Origin of the sequence: Pseudobutyrivibrio xylanivorans (genome assembly GCF_008935055.1) — a bacterium.
In the GTDB taxonomy this organism is placed as follows: Bacteria; Bacillota; Clostridia; order Lachnospirales; family Lachnospiraceae; genus Pseudobutyrivibrio; species Pseudobutyrivibrio xylanivorans_A.
Genome location: NZ_CP043028.1, coordinates 2,432,538 through 2,452,233, shown reverse-complemented (window position 1 = coordinate 2,452,233; position 19,696 = coordinate 2,432,538). Strand labels below are relative to the sequence as shown.

Sequence of the window (19,696 nt, the reverse complement as noted above, 5' to 3'; positions counted from 1 at the left end):
CACTTGAGAAACCTCAGGGCTTGCCAGCTACTGGCTCACTTAATTAGCCCAATTTATTTATATTCCTGAAGCTCCATAATTTGAAAGTACTCTCGCTGACGGGTCGTTTACATCGCAGCCTTCCCAATTTTTATTTGGCATCCAGAAGTCCACTATCATGTGAGCCTGTCCTGGATAATATTTTTCAAACAAATCGCGATACAAAAGCGATTCCTTTGTGAATGGAGTGCGATATTCGTATTTACGTTTTGCATTCTCCAAATCCTCGTCTGAGTAAATACTGTTTGCATACTCCTTTAAGTAGTAAACCATCGAATGTCCTACCGCATCTGAGAATGCTGCTTTCTCCCTAAACAGTATGTCGTATGGCAGGTAATCAAGTCCTTCGAAGGCATGTCTTAAAAGATATTTGCCTTTATTGTATTTGTTCATCTTTATCTCAGGATTTATGCTCATTACATAATCCACAAAGGCCAAATCTCCAAATGGAACTCTTGCTTCCATTGAGTGAACCGAAATGCATCTGTCAGCTCGAAGCACATCATACATGTAAAGCTCTCTAAGTCGCTTCTCAGCCTCTCGCTGGAACTCTTCTGCATTCGGTGCAAAATCTGTATATTTATATCCAAAAATCTCATCAGAAATCTCACCAGTTAAAAGAACTCTTATCTCTGGGAACTGCTTTTTGATGCCCTTACAGATCAGGTACATTCCCATACTGGCTCTGATTGTTGTTATGTCATATGTTCCAAGAGCTGCAACAACTTCCTCTAGAGACTCAAGAACAATTTGCTTATTGATAATGATTTCGTGATGTTCTGAACCGATGTAATCAGCAACCTCTTTTGCATATTTCAAATCGATTGCATCCTCGTTCATTCCGATTGCAAAGGTTTTAATTGGCTTGTCCATCATCTTCTGCGCTATTGCACAAACAAGTGATGAATCAAGTCCGCCTGAAAGAAGGAAGCCAACAGGTGCATCAGCATCAAGTCTCTTCTCAACTCCTGCTACAAGAAGCTCTCTAATATTCTTTGCTGCTTCCTCAACATTCTTTGTTCTGTACTGTTGGCGCTTTGCCAAATCACAGTAGCAGGTGAACACGCCTTTGTAATAGTAATGTCCAGGTGGAAATGGCTTTACTTCATCTGTAAGTCCAATCAAATTCTTTGCTTCCGATGAAAACATGATTGAGCCTTCTGAATCATAGCCGTAGAACAAAGGTCTGATACCAATTGGATCTCTTGCAGCCACAAGATTATCAAGCTCTTTGTCGTAGATGACCATTGCAAATTCTGCATCAAGCTTTTCAAACATCTTTAATCCGTATTTACGATACAGAGGTAAGATGATTTCGCAATCGCTGTCGCTTAAGAATTTGTAACCATCAGCTTTAAGCTCCTCTCGAACTGGCTTGAAGCCGTAAAGCTCTCCATTGCAGATTGCATAATTGCCATCCAACTCGAAGGGCTGCATACCTGCATCAGTTAACCCCATAATGGATAATCTTTGAAAGCCCAGCACTGAATCACTTACTGTGATTACCTTTTGCATGTCAGGGCCGCGTGATAGAGTTTTAGAAAATGCCAGCTCAAAGTCCTTCATGGACATATGGCATTTACTCAGAGCCATAATAGAACACATAACTTTTATTTCCTTCCCAGATTCTCAGTTGGTTACGGCCACAAGCCTTAGTGTCTCTTAGACCTAAGAGCTTGATGCCTACCAACTGGCTACAAAAAAAGGCGCCGCAGAGAACACTGTAAGTGTTTTCTACGACGCCTTTGTCGATTCGTTTTATTTGTTTGATATAATACGACTTCATAAATACGATGTCAACAACTTTTTTACAAAAAAATTTATTTTTCATATTTTTCGATGACGCCAAGTGCCATCTGATACCTGGAAATCCTTAAATCCATGGCATTTCTCTCAAGATATTTGTGTGCCTCTTCCTCTGTCATACCATCATTTACAATCAAAAGAAGCTTCGCCCTTGAGACAGTTTTCAGCTCCTCCAACTTTTTCTCAAGCTTGACACTTTCCTTGTGGGCCATGCCAATACGACGCTGCGCAGCCATAGCCGCTTTAAGAGCCTGCCAAAACAGTTGCTTGTTGATTGGCTTTGAGACAGTGATAATGCCATAATCAGCCACCTGATCTGTTATCTCTTCAAAGTAGTCCGCCTTCACCAAAAGAATAATCTGGCAGACATTCTTCTCCGCAATATCGATAACATGCTCTGTGGAATTGCTTCCGCAGATAGGCAAATTAATCAGGCAGATATCAAAGTCGTAATCCAAAATAGTTCGTTTGGCAGTGGGCATACTTTCCACTGTCATCATGTCTATAAAACCATTTTCCTTGAGAAAGGATTTATAGAAGGCTGTTCCCTTGTCGTTATCGCAGACAATTAATGCTCGTTCCATAGTCTACTCCTTCACAAGGCTAAATAGATGCCGTGATGGTTTCAATATAGTTCTTCGCAATATCTGCGAAGGATGACTGCTTGATAAACTCACTATTTGATGCGCACTCAATTGCCTCCTCGATGGTCTGAGGCAGCATCTCTAAATATGCAGACTGGTTGTCATCTGTCAAAAGTCTGGAATTAATCTCAAGTGCTGGTGGAAGCTTTTCCTTTCCACGCACTCCTGCCATACCTGCCTGAAGAATAATTGCACTAGCCAAATATGGATTAATGCAAGAATCAGGCGAACGTAGAATAAAATGCTTTCTCTTTCCGTTAATCTCAGGCACTCTAAAAAGACGTGAGTTATTCTGCTGTGACCAGGTAATATACTTTGGTGCTTCCTGCTGTCCAAAGCGATTATAGGAGTCAGCTCGGCAGTTAAGGAACAGTGTGATATCCCTCATTCTGTTGATAATGCCCGCCATGAAGCTCTCAGAGAAATCCTTATCCTCTGTTACGAGATTTGTCTCACCCTTGTAGTTTGCCATACGAATGTGAAGACCATTTCCTGGTGCACCCTCAATTGGCTTTGGTTCAAAGCATGCATAGGCACCATTTCTGGCAGCAATATTTTCAACAACATTCTTGTAGGTAACAAGGTTATCGGCAGTAGTCAAAACATCTGCAGACTCAAAATCAATCTCATTTTGTCCAGGACCACGTTCGTGATGTGAAGACTGTGGACTGATTCCCATCTCCTCAAGTGTAAGACAGATTTCTCTACGAATATTTTCACCCTTATCATTTGGCGCGACATCAAGATATCCACCATTATCAAACGGCTCCCTGGTAGGATTGCCGTTCTCATCAGTTTTGAAGAGATAAAATTCTGACTTAAGTCCCATTCTTGTAGTGAAGCCCATCTCCTCACACTCCTTTAAGGTGTCCTTGAGGAAGTGTCTGTAATCAAGTGAAAATGGTGTGCCGTCAGCATAAACCACATCACAATAAAATCTGATTACACGACCAGACTGTGGACGCCATGGCAGAACGTGCAGGGTATCTGGATCAGGCTTTAGGAACAAATCCTTTTCCACATTTGAATAACCTAAAATCAAAAATGAATCGAAGTTAATTCCATCCTCGAATGCAGTCTTCAACTCCTGTGGCATGATAGAAATATTTTTCTGGGTACCATACAAATCGCAGAAGGCAAGTCTGATGAATTTAACGTCGTTCTCCTCCACAAATTCTATGATGTCCTCAATAGATAAATGAGACATAATATCTCCTCCAGATTTTTCTTTAAATTTTACCCTAATTGGGCATCATGGTAAAGAACTACAGATTAGTGTAGCCCATTAAATATTCGTCAACCTCTCTTGCGCAGTCTCTGCCCTGACGGATTGCCTTTACAACAAGAGACTGACCTGTATGCATATCGCCTGCTGTGAATACCTTCTTTACACTTGTGGCAAAGCCATTTGGCTTTGAAGCTGCCACATTAGTACGTGCATCAACCTCCACCTTGAAGGCATCTGTAACATATTTTTCAGAGCCTAAGAAGCCTGCGGCAATAAGACAAAGCTGACAAGGAATTTCCTTCTCTGTGCCCTCAACTGGAACCATCATTCTTCTTCCAGATTTCTTATCAACCTTGGACTCAAGTGACACTAAAATCAATGACTTAAGATTTCCATTTTTGTCTGTCTTAAATTCCTTTACAGTTGTTGTGTAAATTCGTGGGTCGTGTCCGAACTTTGCAATAGCCTCCTCCTGACCGTAGTCTGTCTTGCAGACAAGTGGCCACTGAGGCCAAGGGTTCGACTCTGCTCGTACATCTGGTGCCTTTGGCATCATCTCAAGCTGAGTCACAGACTTACAACCGTGACGAATTGAAGTACCCACGCAGTCATTTCCTGTGTCACCACCACCGATGATAACCACATCCTTATCCTTTGCAGAAATGTACTGGCCCTCTACCAGCTTCATATTGTTAGCCCAGAGACATTTTGTAGTTGAAGTCAAAAAGTCTAAAGCAAAGTAGATTCCCTTTGCATCCTTGCGACCTACTGCATCAATATCACGAGGATTTGAAGAACCGCAGCAAAGAACAACCGCATCATATTTTGATGTCAAATCCTTTGCCTTGATATCAGCACCAACATTCGCATTTACGATAAAACTGATGCCCTCCTCTTCCATAATTTTCACCTTGCGGTCAATAACCTGTTTTTCAAGCTTCATGTTAGGAATTCCATAACGAAGAAGTCCACCCACGTTGTCATTACGCTCATAAACAGTTACCTTATGACCACGTTTGTTGAGCTGGTCAGCAACAGCAAGTCCTGAAGGACCTGAACCAATTACCGCTACACTCTTTCCTGTACGAACCTGTGGTGGTTTAGCATCAGCAAGTCCATTCGCATATGCGAATTCAATGATTGCCTTCTCATTTTCCTTTGTGGAAACAGCATCACCATTCAAGCCACAAGTACATGCCTTTTCGCAAAGACCTGGACAAACCTTGCAGGTAAACTCAGGGAAATTGCTGGTCTTGTGCAATCTCTTGTAGGCCATCTCATAGTTGCCCTGATAAACCAGCTCGTTCCACTCAGGGATGAGGTTGTTAAGAGGACAGCCTGAGGTCATCCCCTTAATTGTCATACCTGACTGGCAAAAGGGTACGCCACAATCCATGCAGCGAGCACCTTGTCTCTGCTGCTCTTCCTTTGAAAGTGGCTCGTGAAACTCGTTAAAATTCTTTATTCTTTCAAGAGGCTTAACTGCGGCAGCCTCAACTCTATTATAATCTAAAAATCCAGTTGGCTTTCCCATCTAATTAATCCTCCTACTTACAAAGTGCATTGAATGCTTCTATCTGAGCCTGTTCTGAAGATAATCCCTTTTCCTCCATCTGAACAATGGTCTGCATCATCTTCTTGTAATCAAATGGTACGATTCGCTTGAACTTAGGCAGGTACTCGCTGAAATTATCATAGATTTCCTTGCCCTTCTTAGAGCCAGTTGCAGCAACGTGCTCAGCAATAATCTCCTTCAGCTCAAGGACGTCATATTTATCTGTGACAGTCTCAAGACTAACCATGCTCTTGTTCAAACGCTTGTAAAGTGTAGCATCCTCGTCTAAAACATAGGCAATACCACCAGACATACCAGCAGCGAAGTTCTTTCCTGTTGTACCAAGAACAACAACTCGACCACCTGTCATGTACTCGCAACCATGATCACCACAGCCCTCAACGACAGCAGTTGCACCTGAATTTCTTACAGCAAAACGCTCACCGGCAACACCATTGATAAATGCCTTACCAGAGGTTGCACCGTAAAGGGCAACGTTTCCGATGATGATATTCTCATCCTGCTTGTAGGTTGCCTCCTTAGATGGATAAACAACAAGCTTTCCACCTGAAAGTCCCTTGCCAAAATAATCATTTGAATCGCCCTCAAGACGAAGTGTAAGTCCCTTAGGAATAAATGCACCGAAGGACTGACCACCTGCACCATGGCAATTAACTTTGTAGCTATCCTCATTAAGAGTCTCGCCAAATCGACGGGTAAGCTCTGCTCCAAGCAAGGTTCCAAGTGAGCGGTTAACGTTTGAAACCTCAACATCAACCTCTCCATCAGATTCACTTTCGATAGCAAGTGCAAGCTTCTTTAGGAGAATCTTTTCATCTACAGTCTTTTCAAGCTCAAAGTTAAATACGTTCTTCTTGCCGTAGCTAATCTTCTCGTAAGGATTTGGATTAGTAACTACAGCAGACAAATCAACCTTTGCCAAACGTGGCTTAGATTGAACATCCTTAAGCTTCAGCAAATCGTAGCGACCACAAAGATCGTCAACAGTCTTGCAACCAAGTTCTGCCATGTACTCACGAAGCTCCTGTGCGATGAAGCGCATAAAGTTCACCACGTACTCAGGCTTTCCTGAAAATCTCTTTCTAAGCTCAGGATTCTGTGTAGCCACACCAACAGGACATGTATCAAGATTACATACACGCATCATTACACAGCCCATTGTTACAAGTGGAGCTGTTGCAAAGCCAAACTCCTCTGCACCAAGTGCACAGGCAATGGCAACGTCACGTCCACTCATAAGCTTTCCATCTGTCTCGATGACAACCTTGTTTCTAAGGCCATTCATCTCAAGAGTCTGGTGTGCCTCAGCAAGACCAAGCTCCCATGGAAGTCCAGCATTATGGATTGATGACTTTGGAGCAGCACCTGTTCCACCGTCATAGCCTGAAATAAGAATTACCTGTGCGCCAGCCTTTGCAACACCTGAAGCAATTGTTCCAACACCTGCCTCAGAAACCAGCTTAACAGAAATTCTTGCATCCTTATTTGCATTCTTCAAATCATAAATCAGCTCAGCCAAATCCTCGATTGAGTAAATATCATGATGAGGTGGTGGCGAAATCAGCGCCACACCTGGTGTCGAAAGTCTGGTTTTTGCAATCCAAGGATAAACCTTCTTTCCTGGAAGATGACCGCCTTCACCTGGCTTTGCACCCTGAGCCATCTTAATCTGAATTTCCTTTGCAGAAACAAGATATTTGCTGGTAACACCAAATCGACCTGATGCCACCTGCTTAATTGCTGAGCAGCGGTTGAGACCATCTGGACCAACTGTGTAACGCTCCTCTTCCTCTCCACCTTCACCAGAGTTTGACTTACCATGAAGCATATTCATGGCGATAGCCATTGTCTCGTGGGCTTCCTTAGAAATTGAGCCGTAACTCATTGCACCAGTTTTAAATCTCTTAACGATTGAATCAACAGACTCAACCTCATCAATGCTAATACCCTTCTTTGGATATTTGAAATCAATCAAACCGCGAAGATTTCTAACTGCATCCTCCTTGTTAACCAGTGAGGTGTACTCCTTGAAGGTATTGTAATCTCCTGTTCTTGTAGAAAGCTGAAGGAGATGAATTGTTGCAGGATTGTAAAGATGCTCCTCTGCTCCTGAGCGCATCTTATGTTGACCTCTTGAATCGAGAGTTTCGTCCACAGAAAGTCCAAGTGGATCGAAAGCCTTTGAGTGCTGCATCTCCACATCTGCCTGAATATCTGTCAAAGTGATTCCACCGATACGGCTTATTGTGCCAGTGAAATATTTATCGATAACATCTGAGCTGATACCGATAGCCTCAAAAATCTTTGCGCCCTGATAAGACTGAACAGTTGAGATACCCATCTTAGATGCAATCTTGATGATACCTGTGATAACAGCCTCGTTATAAGAATCAATTGCCGCATGAACATCCTTCTTTAGCTGTCCCTTTTCAATAAGCTCAGCAATTGTTTCCTGTGCAAGATAAGGATTAATTGCAGAAGCACCATAACCCAAAATTGTTGCAAAATGATGCACCTCTCTTGGCTCACCAGACTCCAGAATAACTGAAAGGCTGGTACGCTTCTTTGTCTGAACCAAATGATGCTGAACTGCAGCAACTGCAAGAAGTGATGGAATAGCCACATGGTTCTCGTCCACACCTCTGTCTGAAAGGATGATGATATTTGCACCCTCTCGATTTACTCTGTCAACCTCCACATAAAGATGCTCAATAGCCTTCTCAAGGGAAGTATTCTTGTAATAGGTGATAGGCACAGTTTCAGCGCGAAGGCCTGGCACCTTCATAGATTTAATCTTCATCAAATCTGTAACTGTAAGGATTGGGTTGTTAATCTGCAGCATGTTGCAGTTTTCTTCCTTCTCCTCAAGCACGTTTCCAGCTGTTCCAAGGTAAATAGTTGTGGCTGTAACAATCTCCTCACGAATTGAATCGATAGGTGGATTTGTTACCTGTGCAAACAGCTGCTTGAAATAATTGAATAGTGGCTGATGGTGATCTGAGAGCACAGCAAGTGGTACGTCGATACCCATTGCGCCTGTGTTTTCTGCGCCATTAAGAGCCATTGGAAGGATTGACTCCTTAATTTCCTCATAAGAATAGCCAAAGGCCTTCTGGAGTCTGTCGCGCTCTTCCTTTGTGTAGCGAGGCACTGGCTCGTTTGGAATCTTAATCTCTGCAAGATGTGCAAGGTTTGAATCCAGCCACTGACCATAAGGCTGACGCGCAGCATAAGTTGCCTTAAGCTCATCATCATCAATCAGTCTTCCCTTAACAGTATCAACCAGAAGCATCTTGCCTGGCTTTAATCTATCCTTAAGTCGAATTCTCTCTTCTGCGATTGGAAGCACGCCAACCTCAGAAGAAAGGATAAGGTAATCATCATTTGTAATATAGTAACGTGATGGGCGAAGTCCATTTCTATCAAGAACGGCACCCATAATGTCACCATCAGAGAAAAGAATTGAAGCAGGACCATCCCATGGCTCCATCATTGTTGAGTAGTACTGATAGAAGTCACGGCGCGCCTGATCCATTGCCTTGTTCTTTACCCATGGCTCTGGAATAGTAATCATAACTGCAAGAGGAAGTGGCATGCCATTCATTACAAGGAACTCGAGGGCGTTATCAAGCATGGCAGAATCCGAGCCTGCCTGATTGCACACTGGAGTAATCTTTGTCATCTCTGGCTCAAGAACCTGAGAAACCATGGTCTCCTCTCGTGAAAGCATCTTGTCCGCATTACCCTTGATTGTGTTAATCTCACCATTATGAACGATGAAACGGTTTGGATGGGCACGTTCCCATGATGGATTTGTATTGGTAGAGAAACGTGAGTGTACTGTACAGATAGCAGACTCATAGTCCTCATCAAGCAAATCTTCGAAGAAAAGTCTAAGCTGATTTACAAGAAACATTCCCTTATAGACAATTGTTCTGCTTGAAAGTGATGCAACATAAGTATCCTCTGCAGTCTGCTCAAAGACACGTCTTGCAACATAAAGTCTTCTGTCGAAATCAAGTCCCTTAGGGCAATCCTCTGGTCTCTTAATAAACGCCTGATAAATTGTAGGCATGCAGTCTAATGCTGTCTTTCCTAAAATCTCAGGCTTAGTTGGAACTGCACGCCAGCCAAGGAATTCTAGATTTTCCTTTGCCACAATTATCTCAAACATCTTCATGGCCTGCTTTCTCTTCAGCTCCTCAGCTGGAAAGAAAAACATACCTACGCCATAATCTCTTTCATCACCGATGTTAATCCCAATCTCTTTTGCGACTTTAGAAAAGAATTTATGAGAAATCTGAAGAAGAATTCCAACACCGTCTCCAGTCTCTCCATCAGCATCCTTTCCTGCTCTGTGTTCCAGGTTTTCTACAATTTTAAGAGCATCTGACACTGTCTGGTGTGTCTTGATTCCCTTAATGGAAACCACAGCTCCTATACCACAGTTGTCATGCTCAAACTCGGGACTGTACAAGCCCATCTGATGATTTTCCATCTTTCTACTCCTTCCACTTACATACGAAAAAAAAGCGCCTAAACAGACACCCACTTCGGGTGTTTGTTTAGACGCCTTTGTCTTTGAAATAATATACAATTATTTCTATAATATTGCAAGCACTTTTTCACATTAAAGTGTTAAACAAAAATCTCAGGCCACAAAAATGACCTGAGATTTTTAAGAATATAGGGATTATTTTTCAAAAAGGAACTTCTCTGGAAGTTCTACCTTGAAATCATTTGCAAGATGTCTGAACTGATCAGGAGTAATTGTCTGAAGCTTGTTTGGTGTAATTGAAAGAACCTTTACAAGAATCTCTGCTGCCTTCTCAACTGTATGCATTAGACCAAATGTAAGGTCGAAATCCTCACCTGATGCGAACATACCGTGGTGAGCCCAGATAGCTACGTCATACTGCTCCATAAGCTTTGAAGTTGCAACTGCAATATCCTTTCCGCCTGGAACCATCCAGTCTACAACGCCAATACCAGATGGGAATACAACTGGACACTCTGTAGCCATTTCCCAAAGCTCTCTTGTAAATACTTCATCTGAAAGAGGAAGTACAAATGTAAGAGCGATTGTATTTGTAGTGTGAGCATGGTAAACAACTCTGTACTTACCATTTGTCACACGCTTCTTTACTTCAAGATTCATAAGGTGTGATGGAAGCTCTGAAGTTGGTCTGCCGCCGTTTACGAAGCCCCACTGAATCTGATACTTTGTGCCAGTCTCATCTACCTTGATGATACCAATTGAATCCTCTGGATCGATGATAACGTTACGGAAGTACTTTCCACTACCTGTTACCATGAAGTACTCATTTGCAAGACCAGGAACCTCTGTGCCGATTTCCTTCCACTCGCCATCTTCCTTAAGGTATTCCTTAACAGCTGCAACATCTTCATCCTTCATACGATAAGAAAGGTTACCGCCGTTACGCTCATGCCAGCCCTGCTCCCAGCCGTCGTTGGCCATTCTAATAAATCCTTCTACAAACTTAACATCTAAAATACTCATAATAAAACTCCTTACTATAGTCCGGCTGTTACGTCCACAAGCATTATGAATTCTTACGTCGACTACATGTCTCCTTCAGAATTATAATAGCTTGTGAACTACAGCCTCATTTATAAACTTTAATTATCGTGTAATGATTTCTACTGGTACGTCAAATACTTTAGCTACCTTGAGGATTGTATCAATATGACGACCAATTGCTGCTGCGAAGTGATGGGTTGGACCAGCCTCGCTCCACTTTGTTACGAATTCAGCTGGTGAGATTGCAAATTCTGTACGCATCATTGTGTCACCATTCTGAAGAATCTTTCCTGGTACATTTACACCCTCTGCACATACGAATTTGAAGTGTCCTTCACCATCCTGTGTTATTGCAAGGTATGTAATGTCGCCCTCTGGTGGATAAAACTGTGTAAGATATCCGCCGCCAGTCTTTCCGTGGAACACATCTACAATCTTCATAGTAGGCTTCTTTGCCTGAGAGAAGTCAGCATCACCTGAACCACTGTGACCGATGAGAGTTACACCATCATTGAAGTCGATTGTGTACATCTCTGAAAGCTGACCAGAACCAGCGATTGTCTTTAAGATACTCATTGCCATGGCAACCTTGATATCGCCTTCTACTGCGCAGGCTGTTCCCTGCTTAATAAGCATTGAGAATGCTGGAATAAGAAGACTATCAACTACACCAGCCTGTCCCTTTGCAAATCCATCATAGTGAGATGCAACAAATCCAAGCTTCTCGTCCTTAACCCACTGTTCGAAGGCAACAACGTATTTTGCCATCTCGTGGAGCTTCTCCTCATCAACACCGCCAACTACCTCAAAGGTATCAAGGATATCATCAGCCTTTGCCTTGATAGCAGCCTCGTCTGTAATATCATCTGCAATAGCCCAAATCTTTTCCCAATCGAACTGCTTCGTATATACGTGCATTCTTCTGTAAAGATTTGACTCATCAATGTAAAGGTCCATCATACCTGGGTATGGACGGCCAATCTGTGCAAGATTTGTCTCTCTAAATCTTCTACGACACTGAGCAGCTCTACACCACTGGTCAATCTCCTTAGCTACCGCTGCATCACCGCCTTCAACTACACCTGTAATTACAGCTGAACGCTTGCCGTAACGATTTAAATCTGCAACCATTTCGCCTACAGCACCACAAGCGTATGCCTCTCCAAGCCACTCTGCTGTGCCTGCTGTATCATAATCAAGAGCCTTAAGCTTCTGAAGATTTACAAGAACAACAGGAACATCAAGATCCTTTACTGCTGGAAGCATATTGTAGCTTGTTGCATATGTAAGAAGCTGCATGAAAACCAAATCTACATCTGCTGCTCTAAATAAATCACCTGCTGCCTGTGACTGCTCCTTTGTGGTTACCACACCACCATCGATGATTTCAACTGTGTCAGGGATTGACGCTTTGAAATCCTCGAATTGCTTATTGAACTCTGGTACCAAGCTTGGGAACTGTGGTAAGTAAGCACCCAGAGCTATTGAAAAAACTCCCACTTTAGCCTTTGTATTAACTAACATCTTATTCCTCCTATAGTCCGGCTGTTACACTCTCAAGCCTAATGATTTCTTCCGTCGATTACATGTCTCCTTCAGAAATATTAGAGCTTGATAGTTACAGCCTCATATAAATAATTAATTATTCTGTGGATTGAATATCTCAATATTAAACGACTCTCGCACACACTCTCGAGCCGATACGAGGTCGGCAAGTTCGCCTGCCTCAATCATCTGAACCATTGCATTTCCTATTGCTGTTGCCTCTGATGGACCAGCCAATACCACAAGTCCTGTGGCGTCTGCTGTCAGCTGATTGAGATACGCATTCTTGCAGCCACCTCCAATGATGTGGAGTGCCTCGTAGTCTCTGCCTGTGTTGCTTCGTATTTCCGTTATCGTATTTCCGTAGCACTTTGCAAGACTCTTATAAATTACAGCTGCCAACTCTCCTGAGGTGCCAGGCACCTGCTGTCTCGACTCCTCGCAGGCCTTCTTTATCTCCTCTGTCATGTTCCTTGGCGAAAGGAACCTCTCATCATTGGCATCAACAAGTGATGGGAAGCTTTTAGCTCTAGATGCAAGCTCTGCATACTCAGCAAAACTTAGTGCATCATTTGCCTCATGTCTCACCTGCTGAATCATCCAAAGTCCCATGATATTCTTCAGATAACGATATCTGTAGTCATAGCCACCCTCGTTTGTGAAATTGCCCTGACGGTCACAGTCTCTAGAAAGCACATTCTTATTTTCAACACCCATCAGTGACCAGGTACCTGAGCTGATATAAAGTCCCTCATCGCCAAGGTGAGGCATTGACATTACAGCTGATGCTGTGTCGTGACTTGCACACTGAAGTACCTTACAGCTAAAGCCAACTTCTTCGGTCACCTGATTAGAAAGCTGTCCAACCTCATTACCAGGAAGCTTCAGCTCTAAGAATATTTCCTTTGGAAATCCAAGCATTTCGATAAGCTCATAATCCCACTGCTTTGTAGCTGGATTTACAAGTCCTGTGGTTGTGGCATTGGTATACTCCGATGCCTTGTTTCCAGTTAAAAGGAAGTTCAAATAATCAGGAATCATCAGAAGTGTCTTAGCATTTGCAAGTGCTTCTGGTCTTTGAATCCTGTCTGCTGTCAACTGATAAATTGTATTGAAGATTGCCTTCTGAATTCCAATGCGCTTATAAAGCTCATCCTCAGGAATAACCTTATAAACCTCAGCATCCATGCCGTTTGTTCTATGATCTCGGTAACCAAATGTATCGCCAGTGAGATTTCCGTCCTCATCCAAAAGAACATAATCCACACCCCAGGTATCAATAGACATAGAAACTGGAATCCTGCCCATCTCACTACATTTCTTCATACCATTTTTAATCTCTTCAAAAAGAGACTTTGTGTCCCATAGGAGCTTTCCGTCCACCGACTTCATGCCATTTTCAAAGCGATAGATTTCATCCATCAAAATCTTACCGTCTTCAATTGTAAATAGCATGTGGCGTCCGCTTGACGCGCCTATGTCCACGGCTAAATAAAACTCGCCCATAACTTTCCCTCGTTTTTATTTGATGATGCTATTATAGGCCCAGGCAATCCACTATTTAAGGTCGGCAAAAAATAAAAAATAGGACTTTATTTGCAGTTATATTCATTTTATAATTGCATTATGAATGAGATTTTATTGAAGGAGCTAAGCAAGCTCACAGAGGAAGAACAAGAGATTTTAAAGGGAAAAGACATCGACCGCTCCCGCTATTCAGCGGGCAATGCCTTTGTCATCGATAGCGATAAGCTATTAAAAAAAGGACGTCTCATAGAGATACGTCCTCATACCCGTTTTGTGCATTTTCCGAAGCACAGCCATAACTATGTAGAACTGGTTTACATGGTTTCCGGCGAGACTCACCACATCTTAAATGGAAAGGATGAGCTTACTTTAAAGGCTGGCGAGCTTCTTTTCCTGAATCAAAATGCCACCCAAGAAATAATGCCTGCAACAGAAAATGATATTGCAGTCAATTTCATATTACTACCAGAATTCTTTGATGAGGCACTTCAAATGGTTCCTGAAGGCGACTTGCTCCGAGACTTTTTGATTTCTACACTGTCACCAGAATCTTCCTTCCTGACCTATCTGCACTTTCCAACTGCAGATATTCTTCCTGTGCAAAATCTCATGGAAAATATGATTTACACCATTACAAATCAGGAATCAGAAACTATCATAAACACCATCAACCGTTCCACAATGGGTCTTCTTCTGCAGACCTTATCTGTCTATGTTGGTCGAGTTAATGAGCAGACTCCATCCCAGTACGAGCAGAATCTGCTTCTGACTGCCCTGAAATATATCGACTCTCATTACAAGCATGGAAGCTTAGAAGCAATTGCAGAAAAAACAAAGCAGCCTACCTATTACATAAGCAGACTGCTGAAAAAACATACTGGTAAAAATTTTAAAGAACATCTTCTGGCAAGACGCTTGCAGCAGGCAGCCTACCTGCTCAGCCACACCACCCTTACCATCGAAGACATCTATACCTATATCGGCTACGATAACAGTAGCTACTTCTACCGCAAATTCAAGGAAACCTACGGTATGTCTCCGCGAGACTTCAGGCTTCACACGATGTAGCGCTTAAAGAATTCGACCTCGTCCTGGTTGATTTGCTTTGCCTCATCTAAGTTCATATTCACATGGCATACATGCTCCATGTATGTCTGGCCTTCCTTACCATAGCACTTGAACTCTGTGTCCACGCCCTTTTTCTTAAGGAAATTGTGCATAGGCTCCGCATTGCCACGAAGGAAATCATAATAAGCTGTCATCACATAACTAGGTGGGAAGTTTTCAGTAATGTGACCAAGCACATTCACATGATCATCCCATCTTTCTGAGTGCTTACCCAGATAAATATCATGTAAGTCCTTTGTAAGCTTTCCCATCTGGTCATTCTGACTCGGCTCAGTAAACTCGTAAATTCCACAGTTCAATGCAATCGCCCTAATCTTGATGGACTGAGGTGTCTTGAAATCAAACAACTTCTCAAACTCTGGATTAGTGAAAATCGCTGCATAATGACTACACATCTGGGCTCCTGCCGAATCACCCACAAGAAATACGTTATTAATATCAATGAAATGCTCCTCTGCATTGGCAGCAATCCACTCCATCACCTGATTAATTTCTGTAAGCTGCGATGGAAATTTTGCCTTCGGTGCAAGATGATAATTAAAATTAACAACCGTAAATCCAAGGCTTGCCAGATATGCGCAGTAATGCTTGTAAATCTCCTTGGAGCCATAAATATATCCACCACCGTGAATGCTGATAATGGTTGGCTGAAGCCTCTCGGTATGCTTCTCATAATAGATATCCAACAAATTGTCCGGATCGTTATTTCCAAGATAATTTATATCCCGCTCCATGGTGATATTCTCTGGCACCACCAGCTTGGCATCACGCTTCTTATCATTCTTCCCTGCAAGATATTTAAACATAAAAGTCTGAAATGACATAACATTACTCCTCCATCTTAACTACCGCTTTCGCAGGCACCTCTTCACTAAGTGTATATATTCTATTGTCTTCCTTATTCATAATAATCTTTCTGTAAATTATAGTTACCTGACCACAATGAGGTCTGGCTTCAAGAAATGTTTTCTAACAAATAGTGTAATATTATTCCACTAAAATTACACTATATTTTACACTATTTTTTCATTAACCATTTTCTATATTGCCGAAAAATATTAGCGCCTGACTTAGTGTGATATGTACCCTCCTTACTGGTTGTCCAGTAAAGAGGGTACATATCAGTGTAGTCAGGCACTATAATAGTTAGTTTTTATCTAAATAAAGAATAGGTAATAAAAGACATGCCATATAGCACGTATATGTGTGCTGGGTAGAAGAAATAAAAGAACCTTGAATTTCCATTTCCACGCTCTCCATTATAACAAAGCATGAATATAGCTGAAAAGGCAGACATCCATTCAAAGGATTCAAATATAAGGGCGTGGACATTAAATGTTCCCATAGTAAGTGTCACAAGTCCTACTCCAATTAAGAGCTTAAAGATAATGTATGCGTAGATTCTTATGTTCTTGTTCTTGCAAAAACTAAATAGATATAGAATCACTCCTTCATAAAGTGTTAGCGTCCCGCCATCTTGAATCATATTGTGAAGTGGAAGGACTGTGAAGTTGATAAGGCTTGCAAGTATATTAACTATGTGGTTATCTGGATTTGAATATACAAAGCGTACAAAGATATTTGGCAGTATAATAACTGGGATTACCACCGCCAGGATTCCAATTAAGTATTTCTTTTGTCTAATCCACTCAATTCCCATAAGTACTACTAGAAGTATCGAAAAGCTTGAAAGCATGGCGTTTACAGGGAAGAAGCCATCGCCTCTAACTGCAAAGTCAAGTACATTATAGAAGCCAAATTGTATCAGGCCCATAATAATTGAGATAACGTAGATTTTTAGAAAATAGCGTTTTCTGTCATGAGTGTGGATGAAGCCTTCTATGAGGCAAAATAAAAATAAAGGCGCTGCCAATCTTCCGAGCCATGAAAACCATATTGGTATCCTGCCTGTGAATTCAAAAAAGTAGTGAATGTGGTCTAACACCATAAATACAAGTGCCAGATATTTCAGGTCAAATCCTGTTAGGCCTTTTTCAAGTAAGTTTTTCATTGTGATTTCCTCCAAAGCCGTTTTCATCTACTATATCTCATTTTTGTGGATAAAAAAAGCCCTATAGCAGTATTTTTCAATACTTTATAAGGCTATTGTCTTCCCCTATGACTTGGCTTTCACCATCTCATCGTGTGCCATCCATTTTTTGACTTATATGTTACTCTCATTGCCAGTGCTCTGAGAAATGTACCTATGTAACTGTTCTTTGTTCATAGTCATATGCCTCCTCTTAACACAGATTGGGACGTCCTAATAAAAGGCTAATATGATTAAAAATTCTTTTCAAGAATAATCTTAAAAATTTTATTATTACAGTGTTATTTAGGTTTTCTTCAAAAACACTGTAATCAAAAATTTTCAGTTCAGACAACCTACAGTGTTTTTTTGCATTTTTGCAAATAACACTGTAATTTCAGCTACATTTTCACAATCACAATCCATTTTCATATTAAAATCTATCATGAAAGCCTCATTTTTACAGTGTTTCTAGCATTATTCTAAAAAACACTGTAACCAAACATTTTCTCTTACAGTGTTATTTCTATTTTTATAAAAAAACACTGTAACATCCATGATTTACGTAATTTTGAACCAAACTAGCCCCATGCCATTAAATGAGCTGTGGCCTAGCCACAATCCCCTTCTTCAGCCGGCTTGATTACCATTTATAATGCTCTACCACTAACTCAAGAGAGCGAAACTCCCGAAGGGCTTGCTCTTGACCAGTGGTAGAGCCATATACAATGTAGAAAGCTGGATGAAGAATAGCAAAAAAGCTCAGAATCCCTGCGAACAGGAATCTGAGCTTTTCATTTATGTCATTGACTTAACAAATGGTAAATTACTTGTTTGCTATAGCTGCCTGTGGTGGCGTGCTATCCTACGACACTTTTTTACGACTCATTCACAAGCTTTCCTGTCATATGTTCTGGCACTAGTTCTATACATTGGACATTTTTAAATGAGTTCTTAATCTCCTTTTCTAGATAAGCCTGATCATCGGTAAACTTCTTAGTAAGCTCTGAACAAATCTTAAGAGCCACCTCTTCATCTTCAACTAGATGGATTCTACCAAATGTTATTACACTAGTGATATTCAGCGCCCAATCTCCTTCCTTACAAAAGCCATCGTTATGAACACAATAGCTAGCTTTATCGCAAGCCTTGATAGCATCAATCTTGTGTCCTGCCTTTGCTCCATGGAAATAAAGCTTACCATCCTCTTCACAATAATAATGGTTAATTGGGATACCATATGGATAACCATCATCACCAATTACAGATAAGACACCACGCTTAGTGTTTTTCAAAATATCAATACACTCCGCATCTGACACCTGCTGCTTAAATCTACGCATTTCCCTAAACATCTCAAACACCTCATTCTTTCGCTAAAATCTTAAGCCCGGTTATTCCAATTACAATCAGAATAACACAAACCACCTGTGGAACTGACAGTTTTTCATTAAAAAGAAAAACACCTAAAAGTGTCGTTCCTAATATTCCCATACCAGTCCACATTGCATATGCAGTCCCCAATGGAAGCTGCTTTATAGCTATCGCTAAAAACACTGCGCTGGCTATATAGCCTATTCCTGTGATAATAGATGGAATAAGTACTGTAAACCCATTTGACATTTTCATCGCCACAGCCCATGTAATTTCAAGTACACCAGCAATCAATAAATAAATCCACTTCATAAAAACCTCCGTATAATAAAATACGCCATTCCTTCACCTGCGATGACCTAACGGTAAAGGAATGACGTTAATCCCACTACTCGGTAGCAATGGGCGTCTGTTTGATTTAGTTGCTATGATAATATATTAATTTATGGAGTTCGTCAATCTTATTGAAATATACCGTGCTACAAGTCATCATTCCATCATAAAAACTATGTGCTTTACCCAAACTCTTATAAGCACCTTTTATTTCTGTTTCTCTGTCTGTCATATCTGCCGCCTCCGGTTCTCCTCTTATGCATTAACTAAACGACTCCGCCTGTTTTTTCATCACTTCCTCAGCAATCCACAGTCCAAGAAGTGCCACAGGAATTACCAATATAAGCGCAATCACAAGTGCTGGAATATTTGCTATAACAGGTTCCATCATCTCTGCATATCCTTCTGGCATTTCATCTACGGCCGCTTGAAGAGAATCCTCTGTATTTGCCCACCAATGCGCAGAATATGCATAGAATGAATATGCAAAAGGAATAAAGCTGAATCTGACACCTTTCTTGGTATCATAACCAAATACCTTTCGAACCAGCTCAGCAACCGCTGCCACAATAACCATTATGATGTAGAATGCAAGATTACCTTCGCCTACAAGAGTTCCAATGATTAGCACATATGCATTCAAAAATGCCGCAGCTCCAAAACACTTCATCTTTGCACACACATATAGATACACAAACGCGAAAAGATTTGGACGTCCTAATAAAATGCTAAGTTAATTAAAAATTCTTTTCAAGAAAAATCTTAAAACTCTTTAGTTTGCTTTCTTTACGGGTTATTTTGCGATTTTCATGATTTGAACGGTAAAAATTTTTGTAAATCGTCCTTAGTGTGTATTATCTTTGTTGCCTAAAGGACAGCTATGACAATGCGAGTATATAAAAGCAGCACCATCAAGCCCATTCTC

General features: G+C 41.4%; 15 protein-coding genes. 1 reads left to right on the top strand and 14 read right to left on the bottom strand.

The annotated features are described in order from the left end of the window. Positions 1 to 57 precede the first annotated feature (57 nt). The 8 genes from asnB to rhaB all read right to left on the bottom strand — a co-directional run bounded on the left by asnB (position 58) and on the right by rhaB (position 13,886). Positions 58 to 1,644 (bottom strand): asparagine synthase B, encoded by a 1,587-nt coding sequence (gene asnB / locus FXF36_RS11005; protein ID WP_151624032.1) that lies wholly within the window; start codon positions 1,642 to 1,644, stop codon positions 58 to 60. A gap of 215 nt (positions 1,645 to 1,859) precedes the next feature. Continuing rightward, the gene (locus tag FXF36_RS11000) at positions 1,860 to 2,429 is read right to left on the bottom strand and encodes an ANTAR domain-containing response regulator (protein ID WP_151624030.1); all 570 of its coding nucleotides are present in this window, start codon (positions 2,427 to 2,429) and stop codon (positions 1,860 to 1,862) included. A 19-nt stretch (positions 2,430 to 2,448) separates the two neighbouring features. Further along, entirely contained in the window at positions 2,449 to 3,696 is a 1,248-nt protein-coding gene (locus FXF36_RS10995; RefSeq protein WP_151624028.1) for a glutamine synthetase family protein, read from the bottom strand. Between the two features lie 58 nt (positions 3,697 to 3,754). Further along, positions 3,755 to 5,251, bottom strand: a complete 1,497-nt coding sequence (gltD, locus tag FXF36_RS10990) for a glutamate synthase subunit beta (RefSeq protein WP_151624026.1) — start codon at positions 5,249 to 5,251, stop codon at positions 3,755 to 3,757. Between the two features lie 13 nt (positions 5,252 to 5,264). Next, positions 5,265 to 9,791: a glutamate synthase large subunit gene (gene gltB, locus FXF36_RS10985; protein ID WP_151624024.1), complete on the bottom strand. Its 4,527-nt coding sequence runs from the start codon at positions 9,789 to 9,791 to the stop codon at positions 5,265 to 5,267. A gap of 195 nt (positions 9,792 to 9,986) precedes the next feature. Further along, the gene (rhaD, locus tag FXF36_RS10980; protein WP_151624022.1) at positions 9,987 to 10,814 is read right to left on the bottom strand and encodes a rhamnulose-1-phosphate aldolase; all 828 of its coding nucleotides are present in this window, start codon (positions 10,812 to 10,814) and stop codon (positions 9,987 to 9,989) included. A 123-nt stretch (positions 10,815 to 10,937) separates the two neighbouring features. Next, positions 10,938 to 12,359, bottom strand: a complete 1,422-nt coding sequence (locus FXF36_RS10975) for an arabinose isomerase (RefSeq protein ID WP_151624020.1) — start codon at positions 12,357 to 12,359, stop codon at positions 10,938 to 10,940. A gap of 114 nt (positions 12,360 to 12,473) precedes the next feature. Then, positions 12,474 to 13,886, bottom strand: a complete 1,413-nt coding sequence (rhaB, locus tag FXF36_RS10970) for a rhamnulokinase (protein WP_151624018.1) — start codon at positions 13,884 to 13,886, stop codon at positions 12,474 to 12,476. Positions 13,887 to 14,006: 120 nt separating this feature from the next. On the opposite strand from rhaB, the gene FXF36_RS10965 reads away from it, so the two are divergent. Further along, a complete protein-coding gene (locus FXF36_RS10965; RefSeq protein WP_151624016.1) occupies positions 14,007 to 14,975 on the top strand; it encodes a helix-turn-helix domain-containing protein in 969 nt (322 codons plus the stop codon). Here the strand turns inward: FXF36_RS10965 and FXF36_RS10960 are convergent. The 6 genes from FXF36_RS10960 to FXF36_RS10940 form a co-directional block, all read right to left on the bottom strand. Then, positions 14,963 to 15,859 carry an alpha/beta hydrolase gene (locus FXF36_RS10960; protein ID WP_151624014.1) on the bottom strand — a complete coding sequence of 299 codons (897 nt, stop codon included), beginning with the start codon at positions 15,857 to 15,859 and terminating at the stop codon, positions 14,963 to 14,965. The genes FXF36_RS10965 and FXF36_RS10960 overlap by 13 nt on opposite strands. A 329-nt stretch (positions 15,860 to 16,188) precedes the next feature. After that, positions 16,189 to 17,046, bottom strand: a complete 858-nt coding sequence (locus FXF36_RS10955) for a TraX family protein (RefSeq protein ID WP_151624012.1) — start codon at positions 17,044 to 17,046, stop codon at positions 16,189 to 16,191. Between the two features lie 896 nt (positions 17,047 to 17,942). Continuing rightward, positions 17,943 to 18,407, bottom strand: a complete 465-nt coding sequence (locus tag FXF36_RS10950) for a pyridoxamine 5'-phosphate oxidase family protein (RefSeq protein ID WP_330583182.1) — start codon at positions 18,405 to 18,407, stop codon at positions 17,943 to 17,945. Positions 18,408 to 18,429: 22 nt separating this feature from the next. Further along, the gene (locus FXF36_RS10945; protein ID WP_151624008.1) at positions 18,430 to 18,750 is read right to left on the bottom strand and encodes a DMT family transporter; all 321 of its coding nucleotides are present in this window, start codon (positions 18,748 to 18,750) and stop codon (positions 18,430 to 18,432) included. A 106-nt stretch (positions 18,751 to 18,856) separates the two neighbouring features. Next, complete coding sequence (locus tag FXF36_RS16370) at positions 18,857 to 19,003, bottom strand: hypothetical protein (protein WP_167511370.1); 147 nt, start codon at positions 19,001 to 19,003, stop codon at positions 18,857 to 18,859. Positions 19,004 to 19,033: 30 nt separating this feature from the next. After that, positions 19,034 to 19,465 carry an MptD family putative ECF transporter S component gene (locus tag FXF36_RS10940; RefSeq protein WP_263008649.1) on the bottom strand — a complete coding sequence of 144 codons (432 nt, stop codon included), beginning with the start codon at positions 19,463 to 19,465 and terminating at the stop codon, positions 19,034 to 19,036. Positions 19,466 to 19,696 lie beyond the last annotated feature (231 nt).

Bases quoted from the DNA above. Each gene is read 5' to 3' on its own strand.
- asnB (WP_151624032.1), bottom strand. From the start codon at position 1,644: ATGTGTTCTATTATGGCTCTGAGTAAATGCCATATGTCCATGAAGGAC.
- FXF36_RS11000 (WP_151624030.1), bottom strand. From the start codon at position 2,429: ATGGAACGAGCATTAATTGTCTGCGATAACGACAAGGGAACAGCCTTC.
- FXF36_RS10995 (WP_151624028.1), bottom strand. From the start codon at position 3,696: ATGTCTCATTTATCTATTGAGGACATCATAGAATTTGTGGAGGAGAAC.
- gltD (WP_151624026.1), bottom strand. From the start codon at position 5,251: ATGGGAAAGCCAACTGGATTTTTAGATTATAATAGAGTTGAGGCTGCC.
- gltB (WP_151624024.1), bottom strand. From the start codon at position 9,791: ATGGAAAATCATCAGATGGGCTTGTACAGTCCCGAGTTTGAGCATGAC.
- rhaD (WP_151624022.1), bottom strand. From the start codon at position 10,814: ATGAGTATTTTAGATGTTAAGTTTGTAGAAGGATTTATTAGAATGGCC.
- FXF36_RS10975 (WP_151624020.1), bottom strand. From the start codon at position 12,359: ATGTTAGTTAATACAAAGGCTAAAGTGGGAGTTTTTTCAATAGCTCTG.
- rhaB (WP_151624018.1), bottom strand. From the start codon at position 13,886: ATGGGCGAGTTTTATTTAGCCGTGGACATAGGCGCGTCAAGCGGACGC.
- FXF36_RS10965 (WP_151624016.1), top strand. From the start codon at position 14,007: ATGAATGAGATTTTATTGAAGGAGCTAAGCAAGCTCACAGAGGAAGAA.
- FXF36_RS10960 (WP_151624014.1), bottom strand. From the start codon at position 15,859: ATGTCATTTCAGACTTTTATGTTTAAATATCTTGCAGGGAAGAATGAT.
- FXF36_RS10955 (WP_151624012.1), bottom strand. From the start codon at position 17,046: ATGAAAAACTTACTTGAAAAAGGCCTAACAGGATTTGACCTGAAATAT.
- FXF36_RS10950 (WP_330583182.1), bottom strand. From the start codon at position 18,407: ATGCGTAGATTTAAGCAGCAGGTGTCAGATGCGGAGTGTATTGATATT.
- FXF36_RS10945 (WP_151624008.1), bottom strand. From the start codon at position 18,750: ATGAAGTGGATTTATTTATTGATTGCTGGTGTACTTGAAATTACATGG.
- FXF36_RS16370 (WP_167511370.1), bottom strand. From the start codon at position 19,003: ATGACAGACAGAGAAACAGAAATAAAAGGTGCTTATAAGAGTTTGGGT.